This window comes from Agrobacterium sp. T29 (genome assembly GCF_006970545.1).
Taxonomy (GTDB): domain Bacteria; phylum Pseudomonadota; class Alphaproteobacteria; order Rhizobiales; family Rhizobiaceae; genus Agrobacterium; species Agrobacterium leguminum.
In genome coordinates, this window is record NZ_CP040640.1 from 1,678,945 (window position 1) to 1,695,626 (window position 16,682).

At 58.9% G+C, this 16,682-nt stretch carries 17 protein-coding genes and 3 tRNA genes; 7 read left to right on the forward strand and 13 right to left on the reverse strand.

Going from position 1 to position 16,682, the window contains the following annotated elements:
• Positions 1-37: 37 nt before the first annotated feature.
• From rpoB to FGF54_RS08595, 8 genes are all read right to left on the reverse strand, one after another.
• Positions 38-4,174, reverse strand: coding sequence for a DNA-directed RNA polymerase subunit beta (gene rpoB, locus FGF54_RS08560; protein ID WP_003523727.1), 4,137 nt, complete (start codon positions 4,172-4,174; stop codon positions 38-40).
• 262 nt (positions 4,175-4,436) lie between these two features.
• Positions 4,437-4,814, reverse strand: coding sequence for a 50S ribosomal protein L7/L12 (gene rplL, locus FGF54_RS08565; RefSeq protein ID WP_004442635.1), 378 nt, complete (start codon positions 4,812-4,814; stop codon positions 4,437-4,439).
• 59 nt (positions 4,815-4,873) lie between these two features.
• Complete coding sequence (gene rplJ, locus FGF54_RS08570) at positions 4,874-5,392, reverse strand: 50S ribosomal protein L10 (RefSeq protein ID WP_003523725.1); 519 nt, start codon at positions 5,390-5,392, stop codon at positions 4,874-4,876.
• Between the two features lie 353 nt (positions 5,393-5,745).
• Entirely contained in the window at positions 5,746-6,441 is a 696-nt protein-coding gene (gene rplA / locus FGF54_RS08575; protein ID WP_003523724.1) for a 50S ribosomal protein L1, read from the reverse strand.
• A 2-nt stretch (positions 6,442-6,443) separates the two neighbouring features.
• Positions 6,444-6,875, reverse strand: coding sequence for a 50S ribosomal protein L11 (gene rplK, locus FGF54_RS08580; protein ID WP_003523723.1), 432 nt, complete (start codon positions 6,873-6,875; stop codon positions 6,444-6,446).
• Between the two features lie 144 nt (positions 6,876-7,019).
• Positions 7,020-7,550, reverse strand: coding sequence for a transcription termination/antitermination protein NusG (gene nusG / locus FGF54_RS08585; RefSeq protein WP_003523721.1), 531 nt, complete (start codon positions 7,548-7,550; stop codon positions 7,020-7,022).
• A 45-nt stretch (positions 7,551-7,595) separates the two neighbouring features.
• Positions 7,596-7,796 carry a preprotein translocase subunit SecE gene (gene secE / locus FGF54_RS08590; RefSeq protein ID WP_003523719.1) on the reverse strand — a complete coding sequence of 67 codons (201 nt, stop codon included), beginning with the start codon at positions 7,794-7,796 and terminating at the stop codon, positions 7,596-7,598.
• A gap of 185 nt (positions 7,797-7,981) precedes the next feature.
• Positions 7,982-8,057, reverse strand: a tRNA-Trp gene (locus FGF54_RS08595).
• Positions 8,058-8,242: 185 nt separating this feature from the next.
• Here FGF54_RS08595 and FGF54_RS08600 point away from each other — a divergent pair.
• Positions 8,243-8,830: a histidine phosphatase family protein gene (locus FGF54_RS08600; protein ID WP_142779424.1), complete on the forward strand. Its 588-nt coding sequence runs from the start codon at positions 8,243-8,245 to the stop codon at positions 8,828-8,830.
• 232 nt (positions 8,831-9,062) lie between these two features.
• Here FGF54_RS08600 and tuf read toward each other — a convergent pair whose 3' ends face one another.
• Complete coding sequence (gene tuf, locus FGF54_RS08605; RefSeq protein ID WP_003525183.1) at positions 9,063-10,238, reverse strand: elongation factor Tu; 1,176 nt, start codon at positions 10,236-10,238, stop codon at positions 9,063-9,065.
• 402 nt (positions 10,239-10,640) lie between these two features.
• On the opposite strand from tuf, the gene FGF54_RS08610 reads away from it, so the two are divergent.
• Positions 10,641-11,273, forward strand: coding sequence for a TerC family protein (locus tag FGF54_RS08610; RefSeq protein WP_035263395.1), 633 nt, complete (start codon positions 10,641-10,643; stop codon positions 11,271-11,273).
• 473 nt (positions 11,274-11,746) lie between these two features.
• Here FGF54_RS08610 and FGF54_RS08625 read toward each other — a convergent pair whose 3' ends face one another.
• Together FGF54_RS08625 and FGF54_RS08635 are read right to left on the reverse strand one after the other, a co-directional pair.
• Positions 11,747-12,115 carry an MliC family protein gene (locus tag FGF54_RS08625; protein ID WP_142779425.1) on the reverse strand — a complete coding sequence of 123 codons (369 nt, stop codon included), beginning with the start codon at positions 12,113-12,115 and terminating at the stop codon, positions 11,747-11,749.
• Between the two features lie 628 nt (positions 12,116-12,743).
• Entirely contained in the window at positions 12,744-13,193 is a 450-nt protein-coding gene (locus tag FGF54_RS08635) for a hypothetical protein (RefSeq protein WP_035263391.1), read from the reverse strand.
• Between the two features lie 316 nt (positions 13,194-13,509).
• Here FGF54_RS08635 and FGF54_RS08640 point away from each other — a divergent pair, with 316 nt between their 5' ends.
• Positions 13,510-13,836, forward strand: a complete 327-nt coding sequence (locus FGF54_RS08640; protein WP_003522452.1) for a BA14K family protein — start codon at positions 13,510-13,512, stop codon at positions 13,834-13,836.
• A 129-nt stretch (positions 13,837-13,965) separates the two neighbouring features.
• Positions 13,966-14,160, forward strand: a complete 195-nt coding sequence (locus FGF54_RS08645; RefSeq protein WP_035263387.1) for a hypothetical protein — start codon at positions 13,966-13,968, stop codon at positions 14,158-14,160.
• A gap of 175 nt (positions 14,161-14,335) precedes the next feature.
• Here FGF54_RS08645 and FGF54_RS08650 read toward each other — a convergent pair.
• Both FGF54_RS08650 and FGF54_RS08655 read right to left on the reverse strand, forming a co-directional pair.
• Positions 14,336-14,409 (reverse strand) — tRNA-Gly (locus tag FGF54_RS08650).
• A 25-nt stretch (positions 14,410-14,434) separates the two neighbouring features.
• A tRNA-Tyr gene (locus FGF54_RS08655) sits at positions 14,435-14,519 on the reverse strand.
• A 209-nt stretch (positions 14,520-14,728) separates the two neighbouring features.
• Between FGF54_RS08655 and rlmB the strand changes: the two genes are divergently transcribed.
• The 3 genes from rlmB to FGF54_RS08670 all read left to right on the forward strand — a co-directional run bounded on the left by rlmB (position 14,729) and on the right by FGF54_RS08670 (position 16,651).
• Positions 14,729-15,616 carry a 23S rRNA (guanosine(2251)-2'-O)-methyltransferase RlmB gene (gene rlmB, locus FGF54_RS08660; protein WP_003522448.1) on the forward strand — a complete coding sequence of 296 codons (888 nt, stop codon included), beginning with the start codon at positions 14,729-14,731 and terminating at the stop codon, positions 15,614-15,616.
• Between the two features lie 76 nt (positions 15,617-15,692).
• Complete coding sequence (locus FGF54_RS08665; RefSeq protein WP_077981754.1) at positions 15,693-16,085, forward strand: acyl-CoA thioesterase; 393 nt, start codon at positions 15,693-15,695, stop codon at positions 16,083-16,085.
• 161 nt (positions 16,086-16,246) lie between these two features.
• Positions 16,247-16,651, forward strand: coding sequence for a DUF2946 family protein (locus FGF54_RS08670; RefSeq protein WP_142779426.1), 405 nt, complete (start codon positions 16,247-16,249; stop codon positions 16,649-16,651).
• Positions 16,652-16,682 lie beyond the last annotated feature (31 nt).

Consider the following 16,682-nt stretch of genomic DNA (forward strand, 5'->3'; position numbering starts at 1 on the left):
CCGGCAGGCGCCCTTGAAGGCGCCCGCCTCTATCGTCTTATTCCGCCGCGTCGGGCAGCTGGTCTTCGGGCTGGTTCTCGATCTTCGAGTTTTCCAGTTCGACCGAAAGACCGAGCGACCGCATTTCCTTGACGAGAACGTTGAAGCTCTCCGGAATACCGGCTTCGAAGGTGTCGTCGCCACGGACGATCGCTTCGTAAACCTTGGTGCGGCCCGCCACGTCGTCCGACTTGACGGTGAGCATTTCCTGCAGCGTGTAAGCCGCGCCATATGCTTCCAGAGCCCAGACTTCCATTTCCCCGAAGCGCTGTCCGCCGAACTGCGCCTTGCCGCCCAGCGGCTGCTGGGTAACGAGCGAGTAAGGACCGATCGAGCGAGCGTGGATCTTGTCGTCGACAAGGTGGTTCAGCTTGATCATGTACATGTAGCCGACGGTGACCTTGCGGTCGAACGGCTCACCGGTACGACCGTCATAAAGGACGGACTGACCGGATTCATGCAGACCTGCCTTCTTCAGCATCGCGGCAACGTCAGGCTCATGCGCACCGTCGAAAACCGGGGTCGCGATGGAAACACCGCGCTTGGCTTCTTCGGCAAGCTTCACCAGCGAGTCGTCATCGAAACGCTGAACCTCGTCATTGGCTTCAGACGCGTAGATTTCCGTCAGCTCGCTGCGAAGCTCGCTGATGTCCATCGTCTTGCGATACTCTTCGAGCATCTCGCCGATCTTCTTGCCCATGCCTGCGCATGCCCATGCGAGGTGGGTTTCGAGGATCTGGCCGACGTTCATGCGCGAAGGCACGCCGAGCGGGTTCAAGCAGATGTCGACATGCGTGCCGTCTTCGAGGAACGGCATGTCCTCGACCGGAACGATACGCGAGACGACGCCCTTGTTACCGTGACGGCCGGCCATCTTGTCGCCCGGCTGGATCTTGCGCTTAACGGCAACGAAGACCTTGACCATCTTCATGACGCCCGGAGGCATTTCATCGCCGCGCTGGACCTTTTCGACCTTGTCCATGAAGCGCTGTTCAAGGCGCGACTTGGATTCGTCGTACTGGCCACGAAGCGCCTCCAACTCGGACTGAGCCTTTTCGTCTTCGACCGCGAACATCCACCACTGCGAGCGGGGATATTCGGAAACGACGGCGTTGGAAAGCTCGACGCCCTTCTTGAAGCCCTTCGGACCGGCGATGGAAACGTGGCCACGCAGCATGTCGATCAGACGGCCGTAGACGTTACGGTCGAGGATCGCCTGCTCGTCGTCGCGGTCCTTCGCCAGACGCTCGATCTCTTCGCGCTCGATAGCCATCGCGCGCTCGTCCTTCTCCACACCGTGACGGTTGAAGACGCGGACTTCAACGACCGTACCGAACGTGCCCGGAGGCATGCGCATGGAGGTGTCGCGAACGTCGGAAGCCTTTTCACCGAAGATGGCGCGCAGAAGCTTTTCTTCCGGCGTCATCGGGCTTTCGCCCTTCGGCGTGATCTTGCCGACGAGAATGTCGCCCGGCTGAACTTCCGCACCGATGTAAACGATACCGGCTTCGTCGAGGTTCTTCAGCGCTTCTTCCGAAACGTTCGGAATGTCGCGCGTGATTTCTTCCGGACCAAGCTTCGTGTCGCGCGCCATCACTTCGAATTCTTCGATGTGGATGGAGGTGAACACGTCGTCGGAAACGATACGCTCCGACATCAGGATCGAGTCTTCGTAGTTGTAGCCGTTCCAGGGCATGAACGCGACGAGCGCGTTGCGGCCGAGAGCCAGATCGCCGAGGTCGGTCGACGGACCGTCCGCGATGATATCGCCCTTGGAGATGTTGTCGCCGACGGAAACCAGCGGACGCTGGTTGACGCAGGTGTTCTGGTTCGAACGCTGGAACTTCTGCAGACGGTAGATGTCAACACCCGACTTGCCGGCATCGAGGTCTTCCGTGGCGCGGATAACGATACGGGTCGCATCCACCTGATCGACCACACCGCCACGACGGGCTGCGATGGCAGCGCCGGAGTCACGGGCGACGATCGGCTCCATGCCGGTACCGACGAACGGTGCCTCGGCGCGCAGAAGCGGAACGGCCTGACGCTGCATGTTCGAGCCCATGAGAGCGCGGTTGGCGTCGTCGTTTTCCAGGAACGGAATGAGAGCCGCTGCGACCGAAACGAGCTGCTTCGGCGAAACGTCCATCAGGTTGATGTTGTCACGCGGTGCGAGCATAACTTCGCCCGAGTGACGGCAGACGACGAACTCTTCCGAGAACGAACCGTCTTCATTGAGCGGCGCGTTGGCCTGCGCGACGTAATACTTGGCCTCTTCCATGGCGGAGAGGTAGATCACGTCGTTGGTCACCTTGCCGTCGACGATCTTGCGGTACGGGCTTTCGATGAAGCCGTACTTGTTGACGCGGGCGAAGGTTGCAAGCGAGTTGATCAGACCGATGTTCGGGCCTTCCGGCGTCTCGATCGGGCAAATACGGCCGTAATGGGTCGGGTGAACGTCGCGGACTTCGAAGCCGGCGCGCTCGCGGGTCAGACCGCCCGGTCCGAGAGCCGAAAGACGGCGCTTGTGGGTGATTTCCGAAAGCGGGTTCACCTGGTCCATGAACTGCGACAGCTGCGAGGAACCGAAGAATTCGCGAACGGCGGCGGCTGCCGGCTTCGCGTTGATCAGGTCCTGCGGCATCACGGTGTCGATTTCGATCGAGGACATACGTTCCTTGATCGCACGTTCCATGCGCAGAAGGCCCAGACGATACTGGTTTTCCATCAGCTCGCCGACAGAACGGACACGGCGGTTGCCGAGGTTGTCGATGTCGTCGATTTCGCCCTTGCCGTCGCGCAGTTCGACCAGCATCTTGACGACGGCGAGGATGTCTTCCTTGCGCAGCGTGCGCACGGTGTCTTCCGCATCGAGGTCGAGGCGCATGTTCATCTTGACGCGGCCAACGGCCGACAGATCGTAACGCTCTGCATCGAAGAAAAGCGAGTTGAACATCGCTTCCGCCGATTCCATGGTCGGCGGCTCACCCGGACGCATGACGCGGTAGATGTCGAACAGGGCTTCCTGACGGTTCTCGTTCTTGTCGGCAGACAGCGTGTTGCGGATATAGGCGCCAACATTGACGTGGTCGATGTTGAGGACCGGAATCTCGTCGAAGCCGGACTGCAGGATGAGACCGAGGGTCTTCTCGTCGATTTCGTCGCCGGCTTCGAGATAGATTTCACCCGTCTCGTAGTTGACGATGTCTTCGGCCAGATAGTTGCCGTAGAGGTCTTCGTCGGTCGCCTTCAGCGCCTTCAGGCCCTTCTCCGTCAGCTGGCGGATCAGGCGCGGGGTCAGCTTCTTGCCACCTTCGACCACGACTTCGCCGGTATCGGCGTCGATCATGTCGGTGATGACCTTGGCGTTCTTCAGCGTCTCGGGCTGGAACGGAATGCGCCAGCCGTCGCCGTCGCGCTCATAGGAAGCCTTGGTATAGAAGGTCGACAGAATGTCTTCGCCATCCATGCCAAGCGCCATCAGCAGCGAGGTCACGGGGATCTTGCGGCGACGGTCGATACGCGCATAGACGATGTCCTTGGCGTCGAACTCGATGTCGAGCCAGGAACCGCGATACGGGATGACGCGGGCAGCGAAGAGCAGCTTGCCGGAAGAATGGCTCTTGCCCTTGTCGTGATCGAAGAACACGCCCGGCGAACGGTGCATCTGCGAAACGATGACGCGCTCGGTGCCGTTGACGATGAACGTGCCGTTATTGGTCATGAGCGGCATGTCGCCCATGTAGACGGACTGTTCCTTGATGTCCTTGATGGACTTCGCGCCCGTATCTTCATCGATATCGAACACGATGAGGCGCAGCGTCACCTTGAGCGGCGCAGCATAGGTCAGATCGCGCTGACGGCATTCCTCGACGTCGAACTTCGGCGCTTCGAATTCGTAGGACACGAATTCAAGCATGGAGGCGCCGGAAAAATCGGTGATCGGGAATACGGACTTGAATACGGCATTCAATCCCTCGTCGGGACGGCCACCCTTGGGCTCGTCAACCATGAGAAACTGGTCGTACGAAGCCTTCTGAACCTCGATGAGGTTCGGCATTTCCGCTACTTCTGGAATTTTGCCGAAAAACTTGCGTACGCGCCTGCGACCGTTAAACGAAAGGGTCTGAGCCATCGTCGCTCCTTTAAAATTGCATCCGGGCCTGCAACGGACGGGAACCGATGGCCAGTCGATCCCGTCAAGCAATGGGTGTCATCAATCTCGTTCCACATCCCGGATCGATCAGGCCGGATTGCCTAGATGAGCCGGTTCGGAACCATTCTCTTGAAGAACCCATTACCCAAAAGCCATTTTCACGCGGCTTTTGGGTAATGAGTTTTAAAAACGACGACGACGGAAAGGGGCATGAAGCCCCTTCCCGCCAGCAATCGCAAGATTACTTAACGTCAACCTTGGCGCCTGCGTCCTCAAGCTTCTTCTTGAGATCAGCAGCTTCAGCCTTGGAAACGGCTTCCTTGACCGGCTTCGGAGCGCCTTCAACGAGGTCCTTGGCTTCCTTGAGGCCGAGGCCGGTGATGCCGCGAACTTCCTTGATGACGTTGATCTTGTTGGCGCCAGCGTCAACCAGGATAACGTCGAACTCGGTCTTTTCTTCTTCCGGAGCAGCAGCAGCAGCAGCGCCGCCAGCAGCAGCAACGGCTACCGGAGCAGCAGCGGAAACGCCCCACTTTTCTTCGAGAAGCTTGGACAGTTCTGCAGCTTCCAGAACGGTCAGCGAGGAGAGGTCTTCTACGATCTTTGCGAGATCAGCCATTTTGATAGTTCCTTTTGTTCAGTTCGAACCAGTTTGAATATTTACAGCGAAAAACCGCCTTAAGCGGCTTCGTCCTTCTTGGCGTAAGCCGAGAACACCCGTGCCAGCTGGCTTGCAGGTGCGGCGACAACCGTAGCGACGCGGGTTGCCGGGGCATTGAGAAGGCCCAGCAGCTTTGCGCGCAGCTCGTCCAGCGAAGGCAGGGTCGCAAGCGACTTGACTGCTTCGGCGTTGAGCGTGGTTGCACCCATGGCGCCACCGAGAACAACGACCTTGTCGTTGGTCTTGGCGAAATCCATGACGACTTTCGGAGCGATCATCGGGTCGACGCTGTATGCAATCAGCGTCTGGCCCTTGAAGAGATCTGTCATCCCTTCCGACTCCGTGCCCTGAAGAGCGATCTTGGCCAGGCGGTTCTTCGCGACCTTGACGGTGCCTCCGGCAGCGCGCATCTTCGAACGGAAGTCGTTCATCTGCGCAACGGTGACACCAGCATAGTGGGCCACGACAACCGAACCGGAAGCCTTGAAGACTTCGTTCAGCTCCGTGACGAATTCGCGTTTTTCCGCTCTTTCCACTGTCTGTCTCCAGTAGACGGGAACACAACATGTGAACCCGTCGGGTTTGCCTTTGCCCCAAGGGACCTTTTTACAAAGATCCCGAGCGACGCTCGAGGATCCTGTCCCCCGCTCTGTCGCCGCAAACGGCTTCAGGCACAGGCACACCAGGTTCGAACCGGACAGTCAGGCATCTAGGATGCCTCAAATCCAGCCTCACCCGTCTCATGCAGGTTGAATGATTAAGGCCAGGTCCCGAAAGACATGGCCACCCGCAATCTCGGACAGGAGTTCCGGGTTTCCCCGGAAATCTCCGGCTCCTGGGAGCCGGAAATTCTTTTATTCACACTTCCCGTGGGAAGCGCGAGAATTGATTAAGCCGTAACCGACGAAGGGTCGATCTTGACGCCCGGACCCATGGTCGAGGAAATCGCGACGCGCTTGACGTAGTTGCCCTTGGCACCGGTCGGCTTTGCCTTGATGACGGCATCGGCGAAAGCCTTGATGTTTTCTTCAAGAGCCTTAGCGTCGAACGAAGCCTTGCCAACGCCAGCATGTACGATACCGGCCTTTTCGACGCGGAACTCGACAGCGCCGCCCTTGGACGCCTTGACGGCGCCGGCAACATCCATCGTCACCGTACCGACCTTCGGGTTCGGCATCATGCCACGCGGGCCGAGTACCTTGCCGAGACGGCCGACGAGCGGCATCATGTCCGGGGTCGCGATGCAGCGATCGAAGTCGATCTTGCCGCCCTGAACGATTTCAACCAGTTCTTCTGCACCGACAACGTCAGCGCCAGCAGCCGTGGCTTCATCAGCCTTGGCGCCACGGGCGAAGACGGCGACGCGAACGTCACGGCCGGTGCCGTTCGGCAGGTTGACGACGCCACGAACCATCTGGTCCGCATGGCGCGGGTCAACGCCGAGGTTCATCGAAACTTCAACGGTTTCGTCGAACTTGGCGACAGCACGTTCCTTGACCATCGAAATGGCGTCGGTGAGAACGTAAAGCTTGTTAGGATCCACGCCTTCGCGGATCTTCTGAATGCGCTTTGCTACCTTGGCCATGATCAACCTACCACTTCCAGGCCCATGGCGCGGGCGGAGCCCTCAACCATTGCCATTGCGCCTTCGATGTCGGCTGCGTTCAGATCCTTCATCTTGGCTTCAGCGATCGTCTTGACCTGAGCCTTGGTGATGGAGCCGACCTTGGCGCCCTTGCCAGGCGTCTTGGAACCGGAGGTGATCTTTGCCTCCTTCTTCAGCCAGTAGGTCATCGGCGGCTGCTTCATGACGAAGGTGAAGGACTTGTCCTGGTAATAGGTGATGACGACCGGGATCGGCATACCCTTTTCCATTTCCTGCGTGGCGGCATTGAACGCCTTGCAGAATTCCATGATGTTAATGCCACGCTGACCAAGTGCCGGACCGATCGGCGGGGACGGATTGGCCGCCCCGGCCTTTACCTGCAACTTGAGCTGGCCTGCAACTTTCTTAGCCATATCTCTCTGCCTTTCAATTCAAACCGGTTACCCGGCTTCTCTTAAGCCGGATTGCTCCGGCGGCTGCGGTTGCGTGGTGCGGCGCCCTGCCCCGGCTTAAAGAGCCAGTTAGCCTTCCACGCGCTTGGGGTCTCGCCCCGCCAATCAGACCTTTTCGACCTGATTGTATTCCAGCTCGACCGGCGTAGCGCGACCGAAAATCGACACTTCCACCTTCAGGCGCGAACGCTCTTCGTCGACATCCTGAACCACGCCGTTGAACGACGCGAACGGACCGTCGGAAACGCGAACCTGCTCGCCGATCTCGAACGAAACCGAAGACTTCGGACGCTCGACACCTTCCTGAACCTGACCGAGGATACGCTCGGCTTCATAATCGGGAATCGGAACAGGCTTGCTGTCCGAACCGAGGAAACCGGTAACCTTCGGCGTGTTCTTGATGAGGTGATAGGCCTCATCCGTCAGGTTGGCGCGCACCAGCACGTAACCTGGGAAAAACTTGCGCTCGCTATCGACCTTGCGGCCGCGACGCACCTCGACCACCTTTTCGGTCGGCACGAGGATTTTCTCGAAAAGATGATCCAGACCCTTCTGGCGGGCCTTTTCCTCGATCGACTCGGCGACCTTCTTTTCGAAATTCGAATATGCGTGAACGATATACCAGCGCGCTGCCATTTTTATTCTCCGTTCGATCCTTCCACCGGGCCTTTGACCGCGCCGTTACCGGCCTACGTTCAGCACCAGGCTGAGCAGCCAGCCGATGAGCTGATCCGCAGCAAAGAAGAACAGAGCCGCAAAAATGACCATCACCAGCACCATAGCCGTCGAAATCATGGTCTCGCGGCGCGACGGCCAAGTGATTTTTGACGCTTCGGCGCGAACCTGCTGCAGAAACGTAAACGGATTGGTTTTGGATGCCATTGACTGCCCACGCAATTACGGCGCGTAAAGCCGAACTAATCAGCCCCACGCACCGCGTGTCTGTTTTGACCCTACATAAACACCGATTCCCTTTTTAACAAGAGGAAATCGACATTCCGCGAAATTCGCCGGAAATCCGGCACCCATCTGCCATGCAGCGAGGACCCGCGCTTGCGAATGGAAAGTGGCAGGGGCAGAGGGGCTCGAACCCCCGACCTGCGGTTTTGGAGACCGCCGCTCTACCAACTGAGCTATACCCCTTGATCACCTGAACCGGCCGCGAAATCGCTTGGCCAATTCGGTATGCGCTCCTTTAAGGTGCAGGGAAAAGAATGGCAAGTGTGTTTTTTGTTTTTTCACATTGTCTGGCAAAATACCCCAGCATGCCCCTGCCAAGGGTACATCGTTCAATTCGCTGATCTTCCCCGCATTTCACAGGAACGCCCATGAGCATCTATCTCGTCCGTCACGGCCAGACCGAATTCAACGCCGTTCGCCGCTGGCAGGGTCAGGTCGATTCGCCTTTGACGGAACTGGGGCGACAACAGGCAATACGCATGGGCCGCAGGCTCGCAGCGCTTATCGAAACCGATGAAGTCCATATTTTCTCCAGCCCGCTCGGCAGGGCAAGACAGACCTGCGAGATCGTCGCAGGCGAAATCGGCATGATCGACGGCATCACCCTCGATCCCGGCCTGATGGAGATCGGCATGGGCGTATGGGACGGCATGACGGATTACGAGATCGATTATGAATATCCCGGCATGCGCGACGGGCTGGATCGATACGAATGGTTCTTCCACGCGCCGGGCGGTGAGACATTCGAAAGAATGACGAGCCGGGTGGCTCGCAGCCTGGAGACCATTCAGCAGAGACAGGCGCGCGATGCGATCGTCATCTGCCACGGCATCACCAGCCGCCTGTTGCGCGGCGTCTATGCGAACCTTCCAAAGGACGAAGCATTGCGCCTCGATGTGCCGCAGGACGCATTCTTCCATCTCAAGGATGGCGACATCGTCCGCATCGACTGCTGAGAGTCCGTTTGGAAACTCGGCGGCGGAGAGCCGGCAGGTGATTTTTGTGTCTGGCAAGAAGAAGATCGAAGGCGATATCCGATGATATCGTCAAGATTTTCGACGCAGCCAGGCGCAAAAAGCATCGCCGGATCGACCCGTCCGACGTTTTCAAACGGACTCTGACCCTTCCGGCAATAAAAAACCCCGCCGTTTCCAGCGGGGTTTTCTTCAATCCCTTGCGGGTTTGAAATTACTCGACGATCGAGGCAACGATGCCTGCGCCGACGGTACGGCCGCCTTCGCGGATAGCGAAGCGCAGCTTTTCTTCCATCGCGATCGGAACGATCAGCTCGACGTCAACGGTCACGTTGTCGCCAGGCATAACCATTTCCGTGCCTTCCGGAAGCGTAACGATGCCCGTTACGTCCGTCGTGCGGAAGTAGAACTGCGGACGGTAGTTCGTGAAGAACGGCGTATGACGGCCGCCTTCTTCCTTCGTCAGGATGTAGGCTTCAGCCTTGAACTTCTTGTGCGGCTTGACAGAACCCGGCTTGCACAGGATCTGACCACGCTCGACGCCGTCACGGTTAACACCGCGAACCAGTGCGCCGATGTTGTCGCCGGCCTGGCCCTGGTCGAGCAGCTTGCGGAACATTTCAACGCCGGTAACCGTCGTCTTCGAGGTCGGACGGATGCCGACGATTTCGACTTCTTCACCAACCTTGACGATACCGCGCTCAACGCGACCCGTCACAACCGTACCACGGCCGGAGATCGAGAACACGTCTTCGATCGGCATCAGGAACGGCTGGTCGATCGGACGCTCAGGCGTCGGGATGTAGGCGTCAACCGCAGCCATCAGCTCGCGGATCGCGTCTTCACCGATCTTCTTGTCGGAATCTTCAAGAGCAGCAAGTGCCGAACCCTTGATGATCGGGATATCGTCGCCCGGGAAGTCGTAGGACGACAGAAGTTCGCGAACTTCAAGCTCGACGAGCTCGAGAAGCTCGGCGTCGTCAACCTGGTCGACCTTGTTGAGGAACACGACGATCGCCGGAACGCCAACCTGACGGGCAAGCAGGATGTGCTCGCGGGTCTGCGGCATCGGGCCGTCGGCAGCCGAGCAAACCAGGATCGCGCCGTCCATCTGGGCAGCACCGGTGATCATGTTCTTCACGTAGTCGGCGTGGCCGGGGCAGTCGACGTGCGCATAGTGACGGGCAGGCGTTTCGTATTCAACGTGTGCCGTCGAAATCGTGATACCACGGGCCTTTTCTTCAGGCGCGGCGTCGATCTGGTCATACGCCTTGAATTCGCCGAAGAACTTCGTGATCGCTGCCGTCAGCGACGTCTTGCCATGGTCAACGTGACCGATCGTGCCAATGTTGACGTGCGGCTTATTGCGCTCAAACTTGCTCTTTGCCATGTGAATTGCTTCCTGTGAACGTGAAGTAGTTTCCCCGGCGTACCGGTTTGGTGTCGCCGTTTAAGGCTTTGTAAGCGAATGCGCAAGACTTAATTGTGAAAGCGTCTTCGCGCGCGCTCTAAGCGTGCCTTGAGGCCCGTATATGGTATCTGATTTGCGACATTCAAACCCTCGCGAGGGCGAAGCGGGCATCGGCCCGACGGCCCCTTCCTCCGGAATGGCCGATCACTAAATAAGATATTTCTATCACAACTTCTTTACCTGCACCGGCATGATGGCTTAAGGACATTTCATCGCCGGGGGGAGACGGGCGACTGGAATCCGGCGCGGACGCGCCATCCCAAGCCATATCTCGATCCGTCGCTTCCCTCGCGACCTCTCTATCCGTTTCAGGACCATCCCATGGAAATCTTCACAGCCGCCGGTTTCACGGCATTCTTACAGGTCATCGCAATCGACCTCGTGCTGGCGGGCGATAACGCCATCGTCATCGGCCTTGCCGCCGCCGGTCTGCCCGCTCACCTCCGCCGCAAGGCGATCCTGGTCGGCATCATCGCCGCCACGGTTCTGCGCATCGGCTTTGCCGCCGTCACCGTGCAGCTTCTCGCCATTGTCGGCCTGCAATTGTTCGGCGGCCTGCTGCTCGCCTGGGTGTGCTGGAAGATGTGGGTCGAACTGCGTGAGGCCGCAGGCTCCATCGAAGACGAGGTGACGGACGAAGAGGCCGACCTGACCAAGGGGCACAAGACCTTCTTCCAGGCCGCGACCCAGATCGTCATCGCCGATGTTTCCATGTCGCTGGATAACGTCCTTGCCGTCGCCGGCGCCGCACAGGAACATGTGACGGTGCTCATCATCGGCCTCGTCGTTTCGATTGCGCTCATGGGCCTTGCCGCCAACTTCGTCGCAAAGCTGCTGCACCGCTATCGCTGGATTTCCTATCTCGGCCTGATGGTCATCATCTATGTCGCCCTCAACATGCTGTATCACGGCACGCTCGAGGTTCTGCCCTATCTCCAGCCCTATCTGAGCTGAAACGACCAGCAGACACGCTTCTCCAGAAGGCCCGGAAACGCCAGTTTCCGGGCCTTTTTCATGCCCTGCGCCCATCAGGTCCCCTCACCCGATATGCCGTAGCAGGACAGGAAGAATCAATCGCCGCGCTTGCTGCAACATCGGGAGAAGACAGGGAAATCGTGAATTTTCGCCGATGGATTCTGACAATTGAGGTCAGCCACGGGCAAGCCTAGGGAGCTAGTCAATAAGTCATAATAATAAAAAGAAAGGTAAAGCTGCCAATGGCTTATGACTGGAGCGGCGGTCGTACCCGCCGCCTTCGCAGGGTGAGGCTCGGCGTTGTCGCCAGCTCTCTTATCCTGCTGGCGCTTCTTGCGTCGCTCGTTCTTGGCTGAACGCGCCGCGCGCGCACTCCCACGCTGACCGGCGGCATGGCAAGGTTTTCAAAAAACCGCCCTGCCGCCGCTCCTTTGAGGTAAAGCTCCCGACGATCAGGATTTCTTCGCTTCCACGCAATGAACCGGCTTTTTCATCTCCGGATCCGCCATCAGATCGTAAAGATCCGCCTCCTCGCCCTTCGACCACCAGACATAAATGCCGCCCTGATATTTGGCGCCCGACCCGGAAATGACATTTGCGGCAACGGTGACGCCATCCTTCAGCCCCAGCCGCACGAGGCTGATCTCACCGGCATTGAAATAGACGGCCTCCACCTTGTCGGCGGCGCATTGGTAGACGGTCTCCACCTTTTCGACCGTCGTGCCATTCGGGAGCGGAATCACCAGCTCTTCAGCCATGGCGCCGGTAGCGACCGACATGGAGAAAGCTGCAAGGCATGTCGCGGCGACGGATTTTTTCATGATGACCCTTTCCTGATTTCACCGAACCATAAGGTCACGCCAGCAAAGCCGAAATGGGGCGGCCGCCTCTCACCATATCAAATTTTCGGGAATATCGGCCTCGCAGGCATAAGGCGGCTTTGTCGCCGCACAGGCCCTGCGGCACTTTCATTCAGGCCGGCAAGCTGTGATAAAACCTATCGAAACAGCCAATAAACGACGCCAAGGATCACCGTCCACATCAGCAGCGATATGGCCAGCACGGTGAGATAGTTTCGAAATCGTCTGGTCATCCGCCCACATTGCCGGCGAGCCGTCATCGGACAGCCGCAGCCGTTGAATTGCTGGATGCGGATCAAGCCGCAGGGTCAAGTCTTTCTATCAAGAGGCTGAATCGCAAGCCATTCGCAGATTTTACCCGCCCGAAAACGGGGTTGCCCCATACGGCACGTTTCCACCCATCAAGGAACGGAGCCATCCGCGATCAGGTCCTGATCGCGGACAAGAAGCGATATCCGCATATGCCGGCGAATGGCGGCAAGGAAAAAAGGGCGCAAGGGCAAACGATCGCAGCCGAATCGACTCACGCGTTATCCGAAACCATGTCGGATAACGCGCCAGTGCCGGAGGTAATCCGCCCCCGCCTGTCTCAGCTCTTCAGGGCCGTGTTGCACAGGCTCCAGTAGCCGCCGCCCTTCTGGATCCATTTCAGATCGCCGAGCGTGCCGTCATTCTTGTTCTTGTGATAGGAGTCGACACAGGTTTTCAGGCGGGCCTTTGCGGGCGTCTCGCTTGAATATTTCTTATCGACAGCACTCGGGAAAGCGACGCCCTTCGGGGCCTTTGTCGTCGCTTTTGCGGGTTCTTTTTCGGTGGTGGCCGCGACCTGCTTGTCGTCGGCCGCATCCTCGGCTGCCGCCTCGCTGCCGCAGAACTTGGCGCGATAGTCGTTCCACTTGACGTCCTTGGCCGACCCGTCGGCTTTCGCCGCCTGATATTTCACGCTGCACTCCTTCATGGTGAGTGCGGCTGCGGGGGAGACAAACGCCGCCGATGCCAGCAGCGCAAAGGATGAGAGAATGACAACCCTGTTAAACATTGAAGACTCCCGTTTGCATGATTGCCGGCCGACTATCTGACCGGATTTTCCGCTTGTCAACGAGCAGTGCGAAAGGACGGAAAGTGAAGCAGGTGGGAATGGAACTTGCTTGCCGGACACACCGTCTTCCCGGTGAAGGCAGCATCGCACCGTCATCATGAAAGCCGCCGCAGGACGGAGAGCACCCCGATATTGCCGCTTCAACCGCCTCCTGCGCCCAGCCCGGAGAATCACGTGTTCGTGTGGCGTCAACCCTTCACCGGAACGAATTTCCTAAGTTTTCGTTAGCATACCGAACGAATACGAGGATTTATCGATGTTGAGGATGCCGAAGACCATCTCCGCGCTCGCTCTTGGCGTCGCGATATCTGCCGCTGCCGTCGTGCCCGCCCATGCGTTGAGCCTCATACAGCCGGCCTACGAAACACAGGCGCAGGCGCAGAATTCAGATCAGCGAGGCTACCCCGCGTCTGCCTTTGCGGCAGGGAAAGGCGAAGAAGCCACGCCCAACGGCTACGCCCTGTCTCAAGCCGAAATCGACCATATAAAATGGTGTGCAGCGCGTTACACATCCTACCACCCCACAGACAACAGCTATATGGCCCCTGCCGGCACGCGGACGCAGTGCCGCTCACCCTATTGATTCGGCTGAGGCCCGGGCTGCATCTCCAGCCCGGGCCGTTGCCGACAAGATAAAATTTACCTTAAATTCTACTGATCTGAACCTTTTGCCCGGCCAGCCGTTTGAAGGCGTGCCAACGGGGAAAACGCGATGTTTTGGAATCTGGAAAAGCTTGAACAGGAGCGACTTGATCTGATCGAGGTCATCACGGCCCTGCGTCGCGTGGAGCGCCTGTCGAAAACGGATCGCACCTCGATCTTTGAGGAAATCACGGCGCATATGGGAAGGCTGAGCGAACTGGACGCGGAAAAACTGCGGATCCAGTCGGCGCTGGAGCCCTCCTGAAGACGCGTTCCGCATGGTGTGCTCCCACAGATGCAGGCAAACCTCACAACAAAGCGCTCAGGAAGAACACCCTTCCTACAGGTGGAAAACGCCAAAGACGGCCGCATGTTTCCGCCGAGGCAAAAGGCGGCAAAACAGCGCTAAAGAAACTTAATTGACGATATTGGGGAGAAGCTGGAGCGGGTAGCGGGAATCGAACCCGCGTATTCAGCTTGGAAGGCTGCTGCTCTACCATTGAGCTATACCCGCGGTGGTGATTTCGATCCGTGCAGAATGGTGGAGGGAGTTGGATTTGAACCAACGTAGGCGTAGCCAACGGATTTACAGTCCGTCCCCTTTAACCACTCGGGCATCCCTCCAGCTTTCTGCTAGGATCGAGCGACCAAGCTCTTCAGATTTCGCTGCGGCGAAGCGCCGTTGCGTCGTCTGTGGCGCGTATATGACGGCCTCGTTCGTTTCTGTCAACACGCCCTTTCACGAATTTTCGGGAAAAAATTCAAACCTCTTTACGGCCCTGTGGATTATCGCGGGGGCTGGTGCGCGCCTCCCGGCGGAGATATAAGGCGCCATGAGCAAAGACGATCCCAAGAACAAATCCACCCGCGACACGCACTATGCCAACCTGCGCCGCGCCGTGCGCGACGCCAAGCGCGAGCGCGGCGAAATTCCGACCCCGCAGCAGCCGAAGCGCAAGAACCGCGGCGCAGACGACTGGAAGCCGCCGCAGCTTGCGCCCGATCAGGTGCATCTTTACGGCCTGCATACCGTGCGTGCGGCGCTCGCCAATCCCGAACGGCAGATCGTCAAGCTCTCCGTCACCCAGAACGCCTTTGCGCGTCTCGATATCGGCGAGGCGGATGCCCAGCCCTTCCCGGTCGAGATGGTTTCGCCGCAGGATATCGACCGTGTGCTCGGTCCCGAGGCCATCCACCAGGGCGTGATGCTGGAAACCCGGCCACTGCCGGTCAAGCGTCTCGGCGCGCTGAAGGACAGCCCGCTCATTCTCGTGCTCGATCAGGTCACCGATCCGCACAATGTCGGCGCCATCATGCGCTCGGCGGTCGCCTTCAACGCCGGCGCCGTCATCACCACCATGCGCCACAGCCCGACCGAGTCGGGCGTGCTGGCGAAATCGGCTTCCGGTGCGCTGGAACTCATTCCCTATATCCAGATCACCAATCTGGCCGATGCGCTGGGCGAACTGCACAAGCTCGGTTTCTTCTCCGTCGGTCTGGATTCCGAAGGCCCCGCACCCATCGAGCAGACGTTCAGCGGCGAAAAAATCGCGCTGGTGCTGGGCGCCGAAGGCAAGGGCCTGCGCCAGAAAACGCGCGAAACCGTCTCGGCGCTCGCCCGTCTCGATATGCCCGGCGAGATCAAATCGCTCAACGTTTCGAATGCGGCAGCCATCGCCCTTTATGCAACGCAGCAATTTCTGGGCAAAGCGTCGTCCTGACGCTTCGCCTTCCTTGCGAAATCGCAAAGCGCAACGCATGCTGCGCCTTTGTCATTCGCACGGAGCAAATCTCAACATGACCGACCAGACCATCAAACCGACCGGCGAGCTGACGCTCAGAACGCTCGCCATGCCGGCCGACGCCAATCCGGCCGGCGATATTTTCGGCGGCTGGGTCATGTCGCAGATGGACTTGGCGAGCGGCATCCGTGCAGCGGAGCGTTCCCGCTGTCGCGTCGTCACCGCGGCGGTCAAGGAAATGGCCTTCGAGTTGCCGGTGAAGATCGGCGACACGCTGTCCATCTATACCGACATCGCCCGCGTTGGCCGCACCTCCATCACGCTGACGGTGGAAGCCTGGGCGCAGCGGTCGCGTTATGACAAGCTGGAAAAAGTCACCGCCGGAACCTTCATCATGGTGGCGATGGACGAAAACGGACAACCCACGCCCATTCCGGCAGCGGAATAAGCGCGCTGCGGCGCTGGGCTCCAGCGCCGCTCTCCATTTAAGCGGCACATATAACAACAAGCAGCATCGGCATCCCACGCCTTGCCGGTATCGTTATTGCCCCTCCCTTCCCGTCATTGTGTCGCGGTGACATCTCGCCGCAAATATGACATTCCGATTGCATGGGATTCATTCGCAGGATCATGCAGGACAGAAGTTCGGCTGGCGCCATCGCCATGCTGGCGGTTCTGCTTTTCCTTTTGCAGGGCCTCGCCAACGGCCTGACCAGCGGCAACATGGCGATGGCCGCGCTGGCGGCGGATGAAATCATCTGTTCCAGCCATATGCCGGAAGGCGGCTCCGGCAAACAGAACCCTGCCGGCAAGATCGCCGACGACTGTTGCGGCACGCTCTGCCGTCTAGCCTCGGCCACGACCGCCGCTCTTCCGGTTATTCCCGTCGAGCGCACCGACAATATTCTCCCTGCGGTCGAAGTCACCTTCCTGAACATCGAAGCGGCGTTGCCGCCATCGCCGCCCAATCTGGAATCGCGCCCACGCGCACCTCCCTCCGCTCCGCAGCGCTAGAACACTCTCCGGCCTGCCGGAAAATCAATTC